Raw genomic sequence first — 18,449 nt, 5'->3', positions numbered from 1 at the left:
CAATTTCCTTCTAAATTACTGAAATTTATTCCGTTGCTTCATTAATAATTGATGGCGTTGGTTGAGAGCATCTCTTTGTTTACTCACTCTGTCACGCATTTTCTCTAAAGTTGTTGATTCTGATGATTTTTGGCTTAAATATTCTGCAAGTGACTTAATAGTTGGATTCTGAAAAATTTCTACAACTGATAAATCCCGCTGCAAAACCTCTTTGAGTTTATTGTTTACCTGAACTACCAACAACGAATGTCCACCAAGATCAAAGAAATTATCATCAATCCCTACTTTTTCTAGGTTTAGTACCTGTTGCCAAACCTTAGCTATAGATTTTTCTATTTCAGATTGAGGAGCTTGATAATTATTGGCTAATTCTGGACGCAAATTATCTGGTGCAGGTAAAGCACGGCGGTCTACTTTGCCATTGGGGGTAAGCGGTAATGCCTCTAAAACTACGAAGGCGGAAGGAAGCATATATTCGGGTAGTTTTTCTTTGATGAAATGTCTTAAATCATTGACGGAATCAGCTGTTTTTTGAACATGAACTACATAAGCAATAAGACGATTTTCTTGTGCAACTACTACCGTTTCTCTTACATTAGAATGTTGTGTTATTACCCTTTCAATTTCTCCTAATTCAATCCTAAAACCACGAACTTTAACCTGATAATCGATTCTTCCCAAAAACTCAATTCTTCTATCAGCACGATAACGTGCTAAATCTCCTGTTTTGTAAAGGCGTTTCTCTGGTTGAAAGGGATTAGAAATAAACTTTTCGTTAGTTAATTCTTTCCTGTTCCAATAGCCTTGTGCCAAACCCACACCACCTATATACAATTCCCCCGCAATCCCAATTGGCACAGGCTGCAATTGTTTATCTAAGATATATATCTGTGTGTTGGCAATGGGATGGCCAATAGGAACAATTCTGTAATTGCTGTGTCTTTGGCATTTCCATGAAGTTACATCAATTGCTGCTTCTGTTGGTCCGTAAAGATTATGTAATTCTGAATCTAACCGCTCAAAGAAGCGTTCTTGTAGTTCAAAGGGCAGTGCTTCCCCACTACAAATTACACGTTTGATACTATTGCACTTATCCAGCCCTGGTTCCTCTAAAAATACTTGCAGCATTGAAGGTACAAAGTGCAATGTCGTAATTTGCTGTTGGGCGATTAGTTGAACTAAATAACTTGCATCTTGATGACCACCGGGTTTAGCTACAACTAAAGTTGCACCTGTAAACAGAGGCCAGAAAAATTCCCAGACGGAGACATCAAAACTGAAGGGTGTTTTTTGTAAAACGCGATCGCATTCTTCTAATTGATAAGTATCTTGCATCCACAGTAAGCGGTTGCATAAACCTTTATGAGTGTTAATTGCTCCTTTGGGTTTCCCTGTCGAACCAGAAGTATAAATTACATAAGCTGCATTTTCTAGTTGAACGTTACTAACTGGGTTGGCTTGGCTGTACTCAGCAAATTCTGCACCATCAGTATCTATAATTAATACCTTGGCTGTGTGTCCTGGTAGTTCATGAATTAGATGCGGTTGCACTAGTAACCATAATAGTTGAGCATCTTCTAACATGAATGCCAAACGCTCTTTAGGATAGGTAGGATCTAATGGCAGATACGTGCCACCTGCTTTCATAATTGCTAATATGGCAACTACCATTTCGATTGAGCGTTCCATGCAGATCCCAACTGAGGTTTGTGGTATCACACCTAAATTTTGTAGGTAATGTGCTATTTGATTGGCTCGATTATTTAACTCTCTATAGGTAAGCTTTTGGTTAGCAAAAATAACGGCAACTGCATCTGGTGTTTTTTCTACCTGTGCTTCAAATAAATGATGTATGCAAGCTTGTTGAGGATAATCAACCTGAGTCTTGTTCCATTCAACCAGTAGGGTTTGACGTTCAGCAGATGTCAATATGGGTAAATTGGCAATACGCTGCTGGGAATCACTAACTATAGCCTCTAGCAAGGTTTGGAAATGCCCAACCATCCTAGCTATAGTATCTGAGTTAAATAGATCGGTGTTGTATTCTAGTGTCCCTGTTAATCCTTCTTCTCTATCAATCATTGATAGCAGTACATCAAACTTGGCTGTTCCTGTCTCTAGTTCCTCAGTTTTCCAGATGCAGTTTGTCGTCGGATTCTGAAGCACAAACATCACCTGGAATAATGGGTTATAGCTGAGATCCCGATTTGGCTGTAAAGCTTCTACTAGCTTTTCAAAGGGTAAATCTTGATGAGTATAAGCGTCAACTGCTACCTTTCGCACTTGTCCCAACAATTCTGTAAATGTGGGATTTCCTTCTAGATTAGTACGCAATACTAAAGTATTGACAAAACAGCCAATTAACTGGTCTAGTTCGGCACGGTTACGGTTAGCAATTGGTGAACCGATAAGAATATCTTCCTGACCTGTATAGCGGTAAAGCAAAGTTTTAAAAGCCGCTAACAAGGTCATAAATAAGGTTGCAGCTTCCTGCTGACTTAACTTTTTAATCGCTTGGGTTAACTTTGAAGACAATACAAACTTTTGCTGCGCTCCTTTAAAAGTTTGTATTGGTGGTCTAGGGCGGTCAGTAGGTAGTTGCAATACGGGGATATTTCCTCCTAACTGCTGTTTCCAATAAGCTAAATGCCCTTCTATAACTTCGCCTTGTAACCAGTTTCGCTGCCAATACACAAAGTCCTGATACTGTACAGGAAGCTGAGGCAGTTGAGATAATTTTTCATCAGTGAAAGCTTGATAAATCGTAGATAGTTCTTGAACTAGTACCTTGATTGACCAAGCATCACCGATCAAATGATGCAGATTGATTAATAATATCGATTTTTTTGGCAAGTGCAGCAGTTTTACTCGCAATAAAGGTGCTTGTCCTAAATCAAAAGATGACTGTGCCTCTTGTAAAGATAATTTTTGCACTTCAGCTTGTTGTTCATCAGCCAAATGGCGCAAATCAGCTTCTCGTAAAGAGAAGGAGACTGTCTTTGTAACTTTTTGGATAGGTTCACCATCCACTACTTCAAAGCTGGTTTGTAAGATGTCGTGTCTTTGAATAATTTCGTTAAGACTATGAACCAAGGCAGGGACATTTAAATTTCCTGTCAGATGTATAGCTACAGGAATGTTATATGTCGCTGTTCCTGGTTGCAGTTGATTGATAAACCACAACTGCTGTTGAGTAAAGGTAAGTGGATGTTTGTTAGTAGCTGTCTCTACTTTAGAGATAGGTAAGTATTCACTAATGAGGTTGTTGTTAACTTCGTCTAGTATTTGGGCTGTTAACTCATTAATGCCAGCACCATCAAAGAAGTCGGCTACAGATAAAGTTACCCCAAAATCAACCTCAATCCGGTTTTTTAACTGGAAAACTTTGAGGGAATCTAGACCTAATCTACTTAAAGGTTGCTCTAGATATATTTGCGAAGTTTTTACTCTTAGTACCTGGGCTACGAGCTTTTGTAAATAGCAGTTGAATAATTGTTGTCGTTGTTCTGGTTCTACTGTTAGTAATTCTTTTCTTGTCAGAACTTCTTCTGGTTCTTCTGTTTGGGTAATCTCTAGAATACTACTACCAACAACCTCCAATGTACCTGCCAAAAATCCTGCTTTGGTAGCCCGACGCTGGATTTTACCACTAGAAGTTTTGGGAATCGTGCCGGCTTTGATTAAAACAACTGCATAAACTTCTACTTCATGTTCTTCTGTAATGATCTGGCGAATAGCAGCTGTGACTTCATCTATATTAGGTTTGGCACGAAACTCTAATTCCTGTACAACTACTAAACGTTCTTCTTTTTCTACCTCTACAGCAAAGGCTGCAACACTTCCTAGGCGTAATGTTTTATGACTGCATTCGGCGGTTAGTTCAATATCTTGTGGATAAAGGTTGCGTCCTCTGATGATAATTAAATCTTTAGCTCGTCCAGTAATAAAGAGTTCGCCATTGTGCAGAAAGCCTAAATCCCCAGTCCGTAAAAATGGACCTTTTCGCGTATCTTGCAAGTAGGCATGGAAAGTTTGTTCTGTTTCTTCTGGACGGTTCCAATATCCATGACCAATACTAGGCCCAGACACCCAAATTTCCCCAACTTGCTTGGGATCACAACTAGTTAAAGTTTCTGGATTGGCAATTACAACCTGTTGCCGTGGTACAACTCGACCACATCCAACTAATGTTATTGAGTTATCTGCCTTAGCAAGTGTATCAATTATATGGTTGCGTTCTAAAGCAGCTTTTTGCAAAGATATATTGCTGGCTAGCGCAGACATAACGCTACCAGATATCATCAAAGTAGCTTCTGCCATGCCATAGCAAGGATAAAAAGCTTCTGGGCGAAACCCGCATTCAGCGAAGGTGGCAGTAAACTTCTCTAGAGTCTCTTGACGAATGGGTTCAGCACCGTTGAAAGCTACTCTCCAACTGCTTAAATCTAAGGTTGAGCGTTGTTCGGGGGTAATTTTTTCAATACAAAGCTCGTAAGCGAAGTTAGGTGCGCCACTGGTAGTTCCTTTGTAATGAGAAATTGCTTGTAACCAACGATAAGGACGTTGGAGAAAAGCTGCTGGCGGCATCATAATACAAGGAAAACCACCATATAGAGGTTGTAATACGCCTCCAATTAGACCCATATCATGATAAACAGGCAGCCAAGTGACGAATTTACTACTAGAGGTATGTTCCATATACTGGCGCGTTACCTCGGCATTGTGTAGTAGATTGCCATGACTGAGCATCACACCTTTGGGTGTGCCAGTAGAACCAGAAGTATATTGTAAAAATGCCAGAGTATCTGTATTGATAAAAGGCTCTTGCCAAGCTTCTTCTATCCCTGGTGTGAGGTTGTCAGTAGTTAGCCAGTGAATATGATCTATATTACATTTATCGGCAAGCAAGGACTGCAACTGAGGCTTCATTGCCGTTGTTGTCAAGATTACTGCTGTTTGTGCATCTTTTAAAATTGCCAAGATTCTGGGGGTGTTGCGACTATTACGAGGTGGGTAAGCTGGGACTGCTACTACGCCTGCATATAGACACCCAAAGAAGGCTGGTAAGTAATCAATGGTTGGTGGATAAAGCAGTAAAGCACGCTCTCCACTTAAACCTAAGCTTTGCAGTTGAGAGGCGATCGCTCTACTATGTTGATCTAACTCTTGATAAGTTAAAGTCGCAGCTTGCGCTTCCCCATCGAGCAGAAAAGTAAAAGCCTCAACGTTTGCTTGCTCTACAGATCTGTAACGCAGTAGCTCCACCACTGTCGAAAACTTACAGACGATTTCTTCTAAACCATTGACATATTGAGTCATTGCACTTTCAAAATCCTGATGCACAAATAATTCTGGGTTCTCAAGCCGTGGCGACCTTTTGTAAAAGCATGGACGAGGCTAACGGCATTCCATCTACGTACAATTTTTATCATCTCATAATTATTGCTATTTATTCGCAATTACTTGCACTAGAGTAAAACAACTTAGGGAATATAGCAAGCAAATATTAATGAACAAATATTATCATCATTGATTCAAACACTAATTTTGTATTAAACTCACATCTTGCACCAGCAGTATTTACCCGTACAGAGCCAACAAACTAGTGCCAAATATAACAATAGGTAAATACAATCAAATCAGTAAATTCAAGTTATAAATCCAACTTAAATAGTGTAATTAATACAGAGGGGGATAGATAATAGAATGCAGAGACTTTTTGACCTCAGATCATAAAGATGATTGCATCGGAGTCTCAAAACATGAGAGAAAAGGCGTGAAATATCGAAATTAAAGCAAGAAAAATGCTTGCCCACGCCCAAGAATTAGTTTACAGCCTAAAGGAATTGATGCCGACGCAGTACCAAAAAGATAACCTAGAGACTATGTTGGCGTTATTTTTGGAGGCACAAGGACACCCATTACCCGAACATAGTCAGACAAAATCCCCGAGTGCAATCAGCCGATTTCTGAATATCAATCCTTGGTCAACTAGGGAAATGATTCGGAGAATTCGCCACCAAGTATTAGTGATTTAATCAAAGTCTATAACGGTAAGCGTGGTCTCCATTTGGTAGTAGTTTATTTGGTCATAGGAAAATGGCGTATTCCCTGGAACTTTCGTGTTTGGCGAGGTAAGGGAACGCCTTCCCCAGCGCAGTTGGGGCTGAAACTAGTTAAACATCGTTTTGGTTCACACCGTTTTGGACAAGGAACTCTGCTAGGTATATATCGCTGGCTGATTCTTTCTCTCACTGCTTATCTCATCGCTCATTGGAGTTATCTGCATACTCAGCCAGCATCCCCACCTGATTGGGGACAAGCTGCACAAACAGCAAGAGAATCTATTTTTCCTCACATAGTTGTGTATCTTCTTTTACTTGATATTGAACGTCTTGCTCACCTTACACGTGGTTCGGGTTTTGACATACATATTTCCAGGTGCAAGATGTGAGTAAATATGTTTAAAGATAGATGACGAAATATAAATCAGGTAATTCTGACTTTGGTATTAGTATGAGCATAGAGGTGAAAGCTTTATAAATAAAGGCTTTTTGCACAAAGTTACTGAAAAGCTTAAAATTTAGAAGTTTTGTCAAATGATTGCTCAGACGGTTTCTTTATGATAATGTTTCCTAATATTGTCTAGGACAACAGCTAAATGCAAATATTTGCATCTAGTTCTTGAGAGTTTTGTTAGATATTGTCAAACATTACTGATAAATAATTGCGTTAGTAATGTCAGGCACGACGTTTTAAATTTGGTGTGAGGATAGCGAGCAAAATGCAACTAGAGCCGTTGGTTAAAAACCTGTTAATGACAGGTTTAGTTGAAGGAGCAACAAGAATTAAGTCTGGGTTAATGAGTGAGATACGTTCAGTAGGATTAGCATTAGCGGTAATTAGCAGCTTAGTACAACCAGCCCATGCAGGAACAAAGACAGCAGAACTATCTACTATTGATAGCCAGAAATCTGACTCTACCAGTGCAGTACAATTACTTGTGCAACGCAGTGATATTTTAGTCACTAAAGTTACGGGTGTAAAAGTAAATTCTACAGATAAAGGTATTGAAATTATTTTAGAAAGTGCCAATGCAGAAGCACTCAAACCAGTCAATAGTAATCAAGGAAACAATTTTATAGCAGAGATACCCAATGCAGTGCTAGCACTGCCACAAGGTGAAAACTTTAGCCAAAATAATCCAGCAGCAGGTATCGCATCTGTCACTGTTACTCAAGTTAACTCTAACACTATTAGGGTAACAGTCATTGCTGAAGAAGGTTTATCAAATACAGAGTTATTGGATAGTGATGAAGGTTTGATTTTTGAACTTACACCAGTTGCATCTGCCACTAAACCTCAGCAGCCAACACAAACTGAATCGGCATCTCCAAGTGTGGCAGAAGTTACAGGAGTTCAACTTAATTCCACCAATAACGGTTTGGAAATTATCTTGCTAACACTAGATGGTGAAAAATTGCAAGTGTCGCCTAAGAGTGAAGGTAACACATACATTATCAATATTGCTTCAGCTCAACTACGCTTACCTAGTGGGGATACATTCCGCCAAGAGCAGCCTATTGCTGGAATTAGTGAAATCACAGTTACTAACTCTGATGCCAACACTATTAGAGTCGCTGTAACTGGAGTAGACAGTATTCCTAAAGTAGATGTATTTGATAGCGATCAAGGTTTGATTTTTGGTATAGCCTCCACGGTATCCTCTACCCAAGCAGACGCACAACCCCAAGCACCAACCGAACCAACCGAACCAGAACCGCCATCTGCCTCTGATGAGCCAATTGAGTTAATAGTTACAGGAGAGAAAGATGGGTATCGTGTACAAGAATCATCAACTGCGCTAAAAATTGATGCCCCGTTACGTGATATCCCCGCGTCTGTCCAGGTGATACCGAAAGAAGTTATAGAAGACCGCCAAGTAGTGCGTCTGAGTGAGTTAGCTAATAATGTCAGCGGCGTACAACAGCAATCCGGTTATGGTGGACTATCTTCTTCAGGCTACTTTATTCGCGGTTTTGAATCAGGTTTTGAATCGCTGCGTAACGGATTTAAAGATTTTGGTTTTACCAGCCCTCGTGATGTTGCGAATATTGAGCGAGTCGAGTTCCTCAAAGGCCCGGCATCAGTACTTTACGGAAGTGCTAATAACCCTGGCGGTGTTGTCAACACAATAACTAAGAAACCTTTACCAGACCCTTTTTACCGCTTAGGTATGACTATAGGCAGTTATGACTTTTACCGCCCTACGCTTGATTTGACTGGGCCTTTAACAGAGGATAAATCAGTACTGTACCGTCTGAATATTGCCTATGAAAACTCAGGTAGCTTCCAAGATTTTGTCGAAAACGACAGTGTGTTTATATCTCCCGTAGTCACCGTGAATATTGGCCCACGCACCAATATGACGTTTGAGTACGAGTATCAGAAGTATAACTATACCTTTTATAGAGGTTTTCCACCTGCAAGGGTGTTTTTCGATCTCCCTATCAGTCGTTTTCTAGGAGAGCCTGATCTAAATGATGCTGAATTTAAAACCAACGCATTTACCTACAACTTAGAACACGAATTCAGCAGCGATTGGAAGTTTCGGCAAGGTTTTAACGTCATCAGTACTAGTGGACGTACCCAATCAGCCCCCATTGCTAATTACTCTGATCCCTTTTTGTTAGAAGATGGTCGGACACTTCCACGAACAGCAGAAAGATCAGATGAAGAGCAAGAAAATATTTCTTTGCAAACGGAAATTAGCGGCAAATTTAATACAGGTTCTATCCGTCATAATGTGTTGTTCGGAGTAGAACTAGCAAACTACAGATTTACTTACGATTTTTTTGGTGCTCCCATTGCTGGAATAGATATCTTTAATCCGGTGTACGGCGCTCAACCTGGAACATTTGAACGCTCTTTTGCGGGTGACTATGGTGGTAGGAATATAGCACTGTATTTCCAGAATCTTGTAGAACTAACACCTAATTTGAAGGTATTAGCTGGTGGTCGCTTTGATTGGGTAGATTCTTTCAATAGAGATCCAATAGCCAATACTTTACTTGATGAAGTATCAGATTCAAACTTTTCACCACGAGTTGGTATAGTCTATCAGCCCACTAGCTCAACTTCAGTTTATGCGAGTTGGACAAATTCTTTTAACCCTCAATTTTTTGGACGCAGCCGTACAGGTGAGACATTTAAGCCCGAAACTGGAGAACAATTCGAGGTTGGCATTAAACAGGAATTATTTAACAATCGGATATCAGCAACCTTAGCATATTTTGATATCAGTAAAAATAATGTGCTAACTCCTGACCCTGAAGACCCTATTAACTTCAGTGTTCAGACTGGTGAACAAAAAAGCCGTGGTGTGGAATTAGATATTACAGGTGAAATTTTACCGGGATGGAAAATCATCGCTACTTATGCTTATACCGATGCTTTTGTTAGCGAAGACAATAATGAAGCATTAGTTAATGATAGGTTACGAGCTGTGCCATACAACAGTGCTAGCCTATGGACAACCTATGAGTTTCAACAGGGCAATTTACAAGGTTTGGGATTTGGACTCGGAGTTGTTTATGTTGATGAAAGAGAAGCAACTCTCCCAAATACTATCAAAATACCTTCTTATGTGAGAACTGATGCCAGTATCTTTTATCGCCAAAATAATTGGCGAGCAGCTATTAATATCAAGAACCTGTTAGATACTAAATACTATGAGTCTCAAAGTTTTTTCTTAGTTCCAGGTGCGCCGCTTACTATCTTAGGAACTCTTTCTTTTGATTTTTGATGTAAGTAAGTCGGCGTGGAAAACCAAACAAAGATCAATAAATACGGGCAATTGACTCCAAAAAATTGCAGATGCAAGCTTTTTAAGCGTTATATCCCGATTTTATTGCACCTTTTTATCCAAAAATAGCGGCATAGTACAGGATAATTACCGACCTGCGGTCCAAGGAACAGGGTTGAAGCAACGGGCAACAGGCAAGATTTTTGATGAGATGCGGAAATTGTTGCCTATTCTTTCCCTCATCCAATCAACGGGTCGAAGCTCGGCTCCTTAGAGGATGTTTAGAAAGTCATCAATGATACTAAAAACACCTCTCCAAACCTCTCCCCTACAAGGAGAGAGGCTTTAAAACCCCCCTTCCCTACAAGGGAATGGGGGCTAGGGGTAGGCTGTTGACTCTGTACCTTTTTTGGGATTTTGTCCATGCAAAAAATGTGCGTAGTTACGATGGCTGAAACTGTGTTTTGAGAAGGCTTTGAGGCACAAATTAAACATCGCGTACAAAATTACTAAAAACCGCCCAAATTTCAACAAAGTCAACAGCCTAGGCTAGGGGGGTTAGGTTAGAGAGAGTTTGGTGTTAATAACAATACTTTTCAAACATCCTCTTAGAGCGATTGTATTGGACAGCGTTTAAATCCCCGTCCAATACCTGCCTTCCCCAACCCCCAACCCTGTTACCTTTAACTCTTAAATACAAATTATTTCAACTGGCTATACTCCGCATCATGGTCTGGCACAATAGTTTCTACATTTCGTAGCAAGGGTACATAAAACCCAAGCAAACCAACTATTAACATACATACTGCACACATCACATATAAAAGTGCTATCCCTGCACCAGTACCAGTCTCAAATAATCCTCCTAACATACCATCTAGAATACTCCCTGATTGCAGCGCAGGTGTAAAAACCTGATCTGCCAAAGGCCCTGCTAATAAGTAGGCTACCGCAGAACCTATCTGTAAAAGTAGCGATTGCGCTGCAAAAACTCTTCCTTGTACATTAGGCGGTACTTTAGCTAACCAAATAGCAGTATCTGAACTTCCATAGAATGGGAAATTGAAAGATGAGCAAAATTGTGCAGGAATCCAAACCCAAGAAGTTCTACCTAAACCAAAGACAATTTTACTTAAACCTGCACCTATCATTCCGAATAAAATACCTTTGATTTTAAGTTTAAAACCACCCCAAGTGCTGAGAATTATTGCTCCTGTCACACCGCCAAAACCAGCAGCAGAGGCTAAACTACCTAGGACTAAAGTATTGCTATTTGATCGTGATAAAATCATTGGTGAGTATAGTGCATCACTAATATCATGGGGGATGCAAAATAATAAATTCGCTACTAACAGTGCCAGCAAGCTTTTGCGGTTAAAAATGTAGTGCCAACCAAATCCCAAATCTCGCCAGATATTGGCTACATCTTCATTTTTGGTTGTTGCTGGTGGCTGAGGAATACTTACTAATAATAAGCTGCTAATTGCGATCGCAAAAGTAAATATATCAATTAGCCAAATTCCAAAAAAGCCAATGATTGTGTAAAGATATCCAGCCAATGCTGGCCCGATTATATTACTTCCATAACCAGACAAAAATTCTAGGCTACTAGCGCGGGTATAATGTTTTTTAGGAATCATCAGTGTTACTGATGATGAGTAAGCCAAAGACTGAAATTGATTGAAAGTTCCGATAATCGCACCAGACAGGTAAAAGTGCCAAATTTGTAAATGATTGGTGATATACAGCAATAGAATCATAATTGTAGTCATAACTGCTACTGTGTCACCTACCATCATCAATAATTTCCGGTTAAAGCGGTCTACAATTACACCACTAATCGGGGTAATGATAATACTAGGAAGCAAGCTAAAAAAACCTACTAAAGCGAGGGTTGTTGCTTTACCTGTAATTTCCCATGCCCAAATTTCAATCGCGAAACTGGTCATCCGGCTACCTATAGTAGACACTAGCTGACCAAGCCAGACGATCATAAAATTACGCATACTGGCAGGGTTTGGTTGTTGTGGCATCTGTAGTGTTTCTCAGTGCTGAAATCAGTGTTATTTAAGTTATCTAGAGTCAAACTCTTTTGGCTGTTGCCTTGGTTTTATGGTACGGCATTAAAATAGCCGTTTTATAGAAAGGCTCAAAAAATTCAAATCCAGTCATAGCAAGAAAGATAGGCTCTGATTAGATTTTATTGATTATTCGACTCCATAAAAGGAACTGAAGAGCCACTCTTTTTTGATGAGTGCAATTTGTTCTTGTAGTTTTACCAGCACTTTTTTACGAGCCTTGCAATAAATATTTAACAAGGTCATCTAAAATGGCATTGGCTGATATGACATTTCCAAAAATCCAGTAACTCGAATTAACTGTATATACTCGATTTTTTTTAACTACATTTAGTGTTTGCCATAGAGGATTATTTTGATATTTTTGAAAATTTTCTTCACCACCTGGGTCTATAGCTATAAACATTGCATCTGCTTCAAGCAAATCTACACGTTCTAAACTAATATTGTCATAACTTACCTTGGAATTACTAACTTGACGTTGTGCAAGGGGGATAAATAGATTGAGTTCCTCCAAAATACTAACAGGGAATGATAATTGGTTCAGAAATTGGGTAAATTGAATATCTGTATAAAATCGCATTACACAAATTTCTGGGTTTCCGATTTTCTGAGCAAAAGCTAATTTTAATTTCTCAATTCTTTGTTGATATTGCTCCAGTACTTTTTCCGCTTCTTGTTTTTTATCGACTATTTCAGCTACCTGTTTTAAAGTTTTCTTCCAGCCTGTTTCTGTATAAGCTATCGAAACCGTTGGAGCTATTTGAGAAAATAATTTATAGTCTTGAGGACTTATCCATAAACCTATAATAAAATCAGGACTTAATTGGACAAGTTTTTCAATATTAATCAGACTTTCTTTTCCTAAATAAGTAATACCATCGATTTTACCCTCTAATATACTTGCATTACTACCTACGGCATTTCCTATTGTTGTTGCTATTGGTTTTAAATCTAAAGCTACTAATGATTCTAAAGTGATTTGGTCGGTTACAATGATACGTTGGGGATGGAGAGGAATACAGCTTTCCCCTAACTCATGCTGAACTTTTCGGCATTCTGATGCAATTGGACTTGCTTTTGAGGAATATATTTGTTGAGGTAAAAACTCATAGTAAACCTTAAGGCATATCACACTTAGGGTTATTAGAAAGAATAATTTGATTTGTTTATAGCAGCGTTTATTTATCAACTTCTCACCTTTGATATCAAATTCGGATAATTAGTTAAAGTTCTCTGACCTATGCAGAAACAACAAACTCTTTCTTGCCCCTGCCCCCTTGCACTCTTAATTATCAGTCTTTAACCAAACACAATATGACTTATTTTCTGGCTTCTAGTTTGCAAGAGTGTAAGGTGCTGAATTTACTATACCTACACTCCTGTCTAGTCTTTTATAAGACTGTATGCTCCTCCAAGTGGGTTGTAATTTCCTCTCGGGTTCGCCAAACCGGACGTAACTGTTGGCGGGCAAAAAGTTGCAGTTGATCGCCAACATGGGATGAATTAGGTTGAGTAGCATTACCATAGCTGGTCAGAGCCTTTGCTTTGACTGGTTGGGAAAATTCCACAGCAGCAACGTAAGAGTCACCAGCAACTACCCGTAAACGCCCATCAGCCGCAGGCGCAAAATTCACTACACGGAAGATGCCTTTATCTCCATCACCGCCATTACCAGGGAAGTCAAATTTGCCAGACTGCAACCTATATACATCACCCCAAGGGACATCGAGTTTTCCATAAGCTGTTTCTATTTTTGCAGCTGCATCTGCTAAGGCTTTGACTGCACTTTGAGGATCAGCTAAACCGTTGGGTGTCGTGAGTGGAGATTTTTCATTCCAAGGTGTACGAAAAACTTTATCTAAGTCTAGATTGTTAACCCAAGCAGCAAACATTACAGATCCTTGGCTATCAGCATTGGCTTTGCGATCCCACACGGCCAAGACATCTGCGGCGCGTCGGGCTATTTCATTACCTTGCTGTTGTGCTGCCCCAATCAAATCATCTAAAATTCTCTCTGCCAATTCCATGTGGGTAGAATGCTTGTAGGCAATCATTTCCTCAAAGGAAATACTTTCATCCTCAGCTAACATCTTGGCGGAACTCTGCGCCCGGAGGTACATTGGCCCACGTGGCGCCATATAAGGTGGGTAATTTTCAGCTTTGATAGCTGCTGGAAAAGTTGTAGTCCAAGGTGGGTCATTAGCATTTTGCAACCAACCACTAGCTGGGTCAATGACTTTGGGTAAATCTTGGTAAGGGTGATTTTTAGTCCATAAAGTTTTGGATGTATCACCAGGAATAATACCTTGCCAGTATGCAAAGTCACCCTGTTTACGTACAGGAACTAGGCCGTTGAATAGGTGCATAATATGCCCTTCCCGGTCAGCATACATAACAGTAAACATAGGAAGTTGCAAACGTTGCAACACCTTCTGAAACTGGGTGAGACTTTTGGCTCTGGCCATATCCCACCATTGTTCTAAAACACCGGAACTGTTTTGACCAACTACACGCAGTGCTAAGACTTTGCCATCTTTCTGGCTGACTACAGGCCCGTGAAAAGAACTTTTGACTGTAAATATTTGTTCGCTCAAAGAGCCATTTTTTTGCTTCACCTTTAATGGAAAGCTTGCTGTTTCAAAGGGGCGAACTTTGCCATCAAAAAGATATCCGTTCTTTTGCAATTTCAGTTCGTAAGCATCCCAACCATCATGAGTATTGACAGTGTGAGTCCAACCTAAGTGATCGTTGAAGGCGATTGCTAATACGGGAATACCTACCAAAGAAGCCCCATAGGCATCGATCCCAGGCGCAGTAATTTGCGCTTCGTACCACAAAAATAAATCTCCCCAAGGCAGGTGAGGGTTAGCTAACAGCATTGCTTTACCATTTGCAGACCTTTTTGGTGCGATCGCCCAACCATTAGAACCTGGGGTAGTCTTTGTAGGACTCATATCTGCTACTCGTCCTGGATCAACAACAAAAGTAAATAGCAGTACACGTTGCAGGTGACTTAGTACATCTTCTGGCTTGATTGGTAAAGCTACTTCTACTTCATCATCAATTAGATCAGGATGTTCTTTGGCATAGGCATTAATTCCTGCGGCAAAGGCATCTATATAACTCCGAAACGCCGGACTTTGTGCTTTATACCAAGCGACCGCTCTTTTGGGTACGCCCATTGTCAATACCCATTTATCTGAATCTAAATATTCCTCTCCCCAATATTCAGCAGCCTTTCCTCGTGCTTGTCCATACAGGCGCAACAGCAAGTTTCCATGACTTTGCATTTGCGCCCAACCAAAAGCCTGAAAAGCTTTTTGGACATTATTACTGTAAATATGAGGGATTCCATAAGTATCCCAAAGGATTTCCGTACTTTTAAGTGTAGAACTTATAGTTTGGCTACTAACTACTAGCGTAAATATGATACTGAATAAAAACGCTAGCAAGTTTTTTAATCGTTTCCTTGTACCTAAAAGATTATCAAGCTCAGTTTTTGCTGTAAAAAACATTTTATTTAGAGTGAAATATCAAACATTTTCTTTACGCAGATACCAGGGAGATAATAGTAAACTCTCACGATAGCCTGACAAGCAAACCCGCTCATCAGAAAAATGGGGTGGAAACCCGACCATGCGTGCAACGCAGATGGTGCTAAACACGTCGAAAAACTAGTGCCAAGGTCAGAAGTTTTTAATTAATGCAATATATTTGCAATAAACAATAAAATAAAATAGAATTCATGTCAAGCTTAATTAGAGTAAACTAACTAAAATAGGAGTTACGCATTGACAAAAATTCCGTAAGGATTCAGGTAGCAGAGTATTGACAAAGGGAACACTTGAGGGGGAGTATCACAAATATGAGCCAAAACCTGCCTCAAGATTTAGACCGAGAAAGCTTGAACCAGTTGTCGAAGGAAGAACTGGTAGAGATAATTATTGAGCAGAGTAAGGTAATACGTGAGTTAGAGAGAATCATTGTAGAACTACAGCAAGAAATAGAGCGTTTAAAAGTAAGTCGAGAGTTGGATAGCTCTAATTCGTCGAAACCACCGTCTGGGGACATTTTGAAAAAGAGCGAAAACAAAAAAGCACCCCCACAAGAAGAATCAAATCAGCCTCGAAAGAAACCAGGTGGACAGCCAGGACATCAAGGTAAGACTCGAAAGGGTTTTGGCAGAATACATCGTTATGAAATTTTGCATCCTACGGATTGTGTTTACTGTGGTCCATCTTCATTTGCACCCCTAGCAGTAAAAGTAGAAAAACACGCGGTAGCGCAGTTAGTAGAACGGCCTATAGAAATAGTGGAGTATCAACGCCATACCTGTAGATGTAAGTGTTGTGGCAATTTACAAACAGCCGACTGGCCAAAAGACATGATTCCAGGGCAAGATTTAGGAACATCGTTACAAGCATTTTTAGGGTGGGCAAATAATTATGCACATATGCCCTACGAAAAACATTGCTGATAAAATAGTCTATATCAGTCGCCTCAGAGAAAGTAGAAGCATTCATAACGATAGCAATATTTCTCTTTCCTTTTAGCTGTGATATCTCTACTTCTCTAGTTACTACCCATACTGTTTTCGGTTTATCTAGGTTTAGTTGAATTTTTGTGAAAGCCTCTTGGGGTAAGCTTTTAGCTAATTCATCTAGCCTCATTGTTTGTTGAACATTTTCTGAACTGCTAATAGTCACTTTTCGATTTTTGGCTAATCCTCCCAAATACCTTAGTTGTCTCTTCTCTAACTCAAATAAGAAAGATGTATTGTTACCATACCCTGCATCTATAAGTACGATTCCTGGTTGATACTTTCTCTCTATTGTTCTGTCTATTAACTTGATTGCTAATTCCGGTTTTTTCTCAAATATTGGGTCTTGTTTACCTGCTGGTAAAGAGTCTGAGTGCTGATATAACTCTATATCTAACGGCAAGCTTTTTCGTCCATCATTATAGATGGGTTGTTACCACTACTATTCCATTATCTGTTTTACCAATTTCTCCGATGTACTGTCTTCCCACTCCATCCGTAAAGTTACCACTTTTTCTATGACCAGAATCATCAATTATCAAACTAAATCCTCTACTAATTCTAGTTTGACTACACTTGCTCATCGTCTCTAATCGAAGTTCATTAACCTTGGAATCAGACCAGGGTGCTTCAGTCAAAAAGTGGTTTAATTGATGGTATTCGACTCCTATGGTATTAGAAGCCATTTGAGACAAGTTTTTTCTCTCGCTTTCCCCCAATAATCCCCCTAAATAATGCCTAAACCCTTTTTTTTGAGCTTGATGAGTGAAAGCTTTATCAAAGCCTTGACACCATTTTTCAAAACACGGCGGCATTGCTGCGGGGGTTGTCTCTTTCATCTCTTGTTTCTTTGATGTGAAAGCCATGCTAGTCAAGCATTATACCCTGTTTTTAATTCTTTTTTTGCCTAAGTCCCGATAACTGCGGCGGACTGGAACGTTGATAATCCATTCAAAATATTCTTCTGCCCAGATTTCATATTTTTCTAGGCGGTAGCCCAAGGTTTCAAACCATCCTCGCATTTGTTGGGCGAGTGCGATCGCTCTACATTTATTTTCCGTTACTGCTCCGCTTAATGCTGGATAATTCTGGGCTGCCAATCGTGCTATTTCTGTCCGAATCCCTTCCAGTGTAGGCAATCTCTCTAGTTGTTCTTGGATACTAGCAATCCTTTTATGTAAAGAACCAATCTGCTGACTCATTAAGACATCAGCAGGTGTGCGACTGCGTTTGGCGACTTCAATAAATACGGTTGCAAATGCAGCTACCTCTCTTCTCACGTCCAGTTCTAAGCTTCTGATTTCATCGCCCAAAGTATAAGCATCAAGAAAAGCATCAACCTCAGACAGCAAAATTGAGGGGTTATTATGATCTAATGCTTTGCGAAAAGCCTGCTTAATTGCTTCTTGTAGAAATAATTCGAGAAATGCTTTTGGTTTGCCAACACCGTATTCTACTAGGGCATAGGCGTAAACACCGCTAAAATCCGCAGGTGGATGCTCTGGATCAAGGTTAAATTGCTGGAGTAACTTAATTACTGTCTCACTACGCAGAATTTTTTCTTTAATCAAAGGATTGGCAATGCTAGTAATTGCGTTGATGACTAGATCCAAGTTAATTAAGCTCATCACGACACCCCGAAAATACAGAGCTACCTTGCTAAATAAGACTTAATTACTATTACAAGGGATATCTGAGCTATAAAAGTTTTCTTTTATACTTTCTCAAGCATTGCTTAATTATGAGTTGCCCGCTTGATGAGCGGCGATCGCCATCACTCCAAATCTATGAAATACTTGTGTTAGCCAAAAATTTGACTGGCTTGGTTCTGGGATTCATAACCAAATTAATAGCCCACATTAAATCCTACTCACTTAAAAATCTCATACATATCTAAATATTTTTGTCAATAGTTAACTATAATTAGTAAGGAGAAAGTCAGGAAATTTTGATATTGTCTTTTTGGGTGTAAATTGGGTGTAAAAATTGTACAAATAAGCTGAAAATATTGGAAATAAAGGAT

5 protein-coding genes and 4 pseudogenes are annotated in these 18,449 nt (G+C 39.6%); 3 read left to right on the top strand and 6 right to left on the bottom strand.

What is annotated here, in order from left to right; all coding sequences use genetic code 11:
• Positions 1–15: 15 nt before the first annotated feature.
• Positions 16–5,319 carry an amino acid adenylation domain-containing protein gene (locus tag ACPZ3T_RS16730; protein WP_490270605.1) on the bottom strand — a complete coding sequence of 1,768 codons (5,304 nt, stop codon included), beginning with the start codon at positions 5,317–5,319 and terminating at the stop codon, positions 16–18.
• Between the two features lie 485 nt (positions 5,320–5,804).
• Here ACPZ3T_RS16730 and ACPZ3T_RS16725 point away from each other — a divergent pair.
• Positions 5,805–6,409 (top strand): annotated as a pseudogene (locus ACPZ3T_RS16725) (hypothetical protein); the annotation flags it as partial.
• Between the two features lie 408 nt (positions 6,410–6,817).
• Positions 6,818–9,805 (top strand): TonB-dependent siderophore receptor, encoded by a 2,988-nt coding sequence (locus ACPZ3T_RS16720; protein ID WP_490270604.1) that lies wholly within the window; start codon positions 6,818–6,820, stop codon positions 9,803–9,805.
• 701 nt (positions 9,806–10,506) lie between these two features.
• Here ACPZ3T_RS16720 and ACPZ3T_RS16715 read toward each other — a convergent pair.
• The 3 genes from ACPZ3T_RS16715 to ACPZ3T_RS16705 form a co-directional block, all read right to left on the bottom strand.
• Positions 10,507–11,838, bottom strand: a complete 1,332-nt coding sequence (locus ACPZ3T_RS16715; protein ID WP_490270603.1) for an MFS transporter — start codon at positions 11,836–11,838, stop codon at positions 10,507–10,509.
• A gap of 256 nt (positions 11,839–12,094) precedes the next feature.
• Entirely contained in the window at positions 12,095–13,075 is a 981-nt protein-coding gene (locus tag ACPZ3T_RS16710; RefSeq protein WP_490270602.1) for an iron-siderophore ABC transporter substrate-binding protein, read from the bottom strand.
• Between the two features lie 202 nt (positions 13,076–13,277).
• A complete protein-coding gene (locus tag ACPZ3T_RS16705) occupies positions 13,278–15,401 on the bottom strand; it encodes an acylase (RefSeq protein WP_490270601.1) in 2,124 nt (707 codons plus the stop codon).
• 350 nt (positions 15,402–15,751) lie between these two features.
• Between ACPZ3T_RS16705 and ACPZ3T_RS16700 the strand changes: the two are divergent.
• Positions 15,752–16,354, top strand: a pseudogene (locus tag ACPZ3T_RS16700) (DUF6444 domain-containing protein); the annotation flags it as partial.
• Here the strand turns inward: ACPZ3T_RS16700 and ACPZ3T_RS16695 are convergent.
• Positions 16,353–17,265 (bottom strand): annotated as a pseudogene (locus tag ACPZ3T_RS16695) (IS701 family transposase); the annotation flags it as partial. The pseudogenes ACPZ3T_RS16700 and ACPZ3T_RS16695 sit on opposite strands and share 2 nt — an antisense overlap.
• Positions 17,266–17,343: 78 nt before the next feature.
• Positions 17,344–18,054: pseudogene (locus ACPZ3T_RS16690) on the bottom strand (hypothetical protein); the annotation flags it as partial.
• Positions 18,055–18,449 lie beyond the last annotated feature (395 nt).

The sequence above is a fragment of the Aliinostoc maniaoense genome, from assembly GCF_058172895.1.
Note: the sequence above shows the minus strand (reverse complement) of the source record. Positions and strands in the feature narration are given on the sequence as shown.

Coding starts and splice junctions, on each gene's coding strand:
- ACPZ3T_RS16730 (WP_490270605.1), bottom strand. CDS start 5,319: ATGACTCAATATGTCAATGGTTTAGAAGAAATCGTCTGTAAGTTTTCG.
- ACPZ3T_RS16720 (WP_490270604.1), top strand. CDS start 6,818: ATGACAGGTTTAGTTGAAGGAGCAACAAGAATTAAGTCTGGGTTAATG.
- ACPZ3T_RS16715 (WP_490270603.1), bottom strand. CDS start 11,838: ATGCCACAACAACCAAACCCTGCCAGTATGCGTAATTTTATGATCGTC.
- ACPZ3T_RS16705 (WP_490270601.1), bottom strand. CDS start 15,401: ATGTTTTTTACAGCAAAAACTGAGCTTGATAATCTTTTAGGTACAAGG.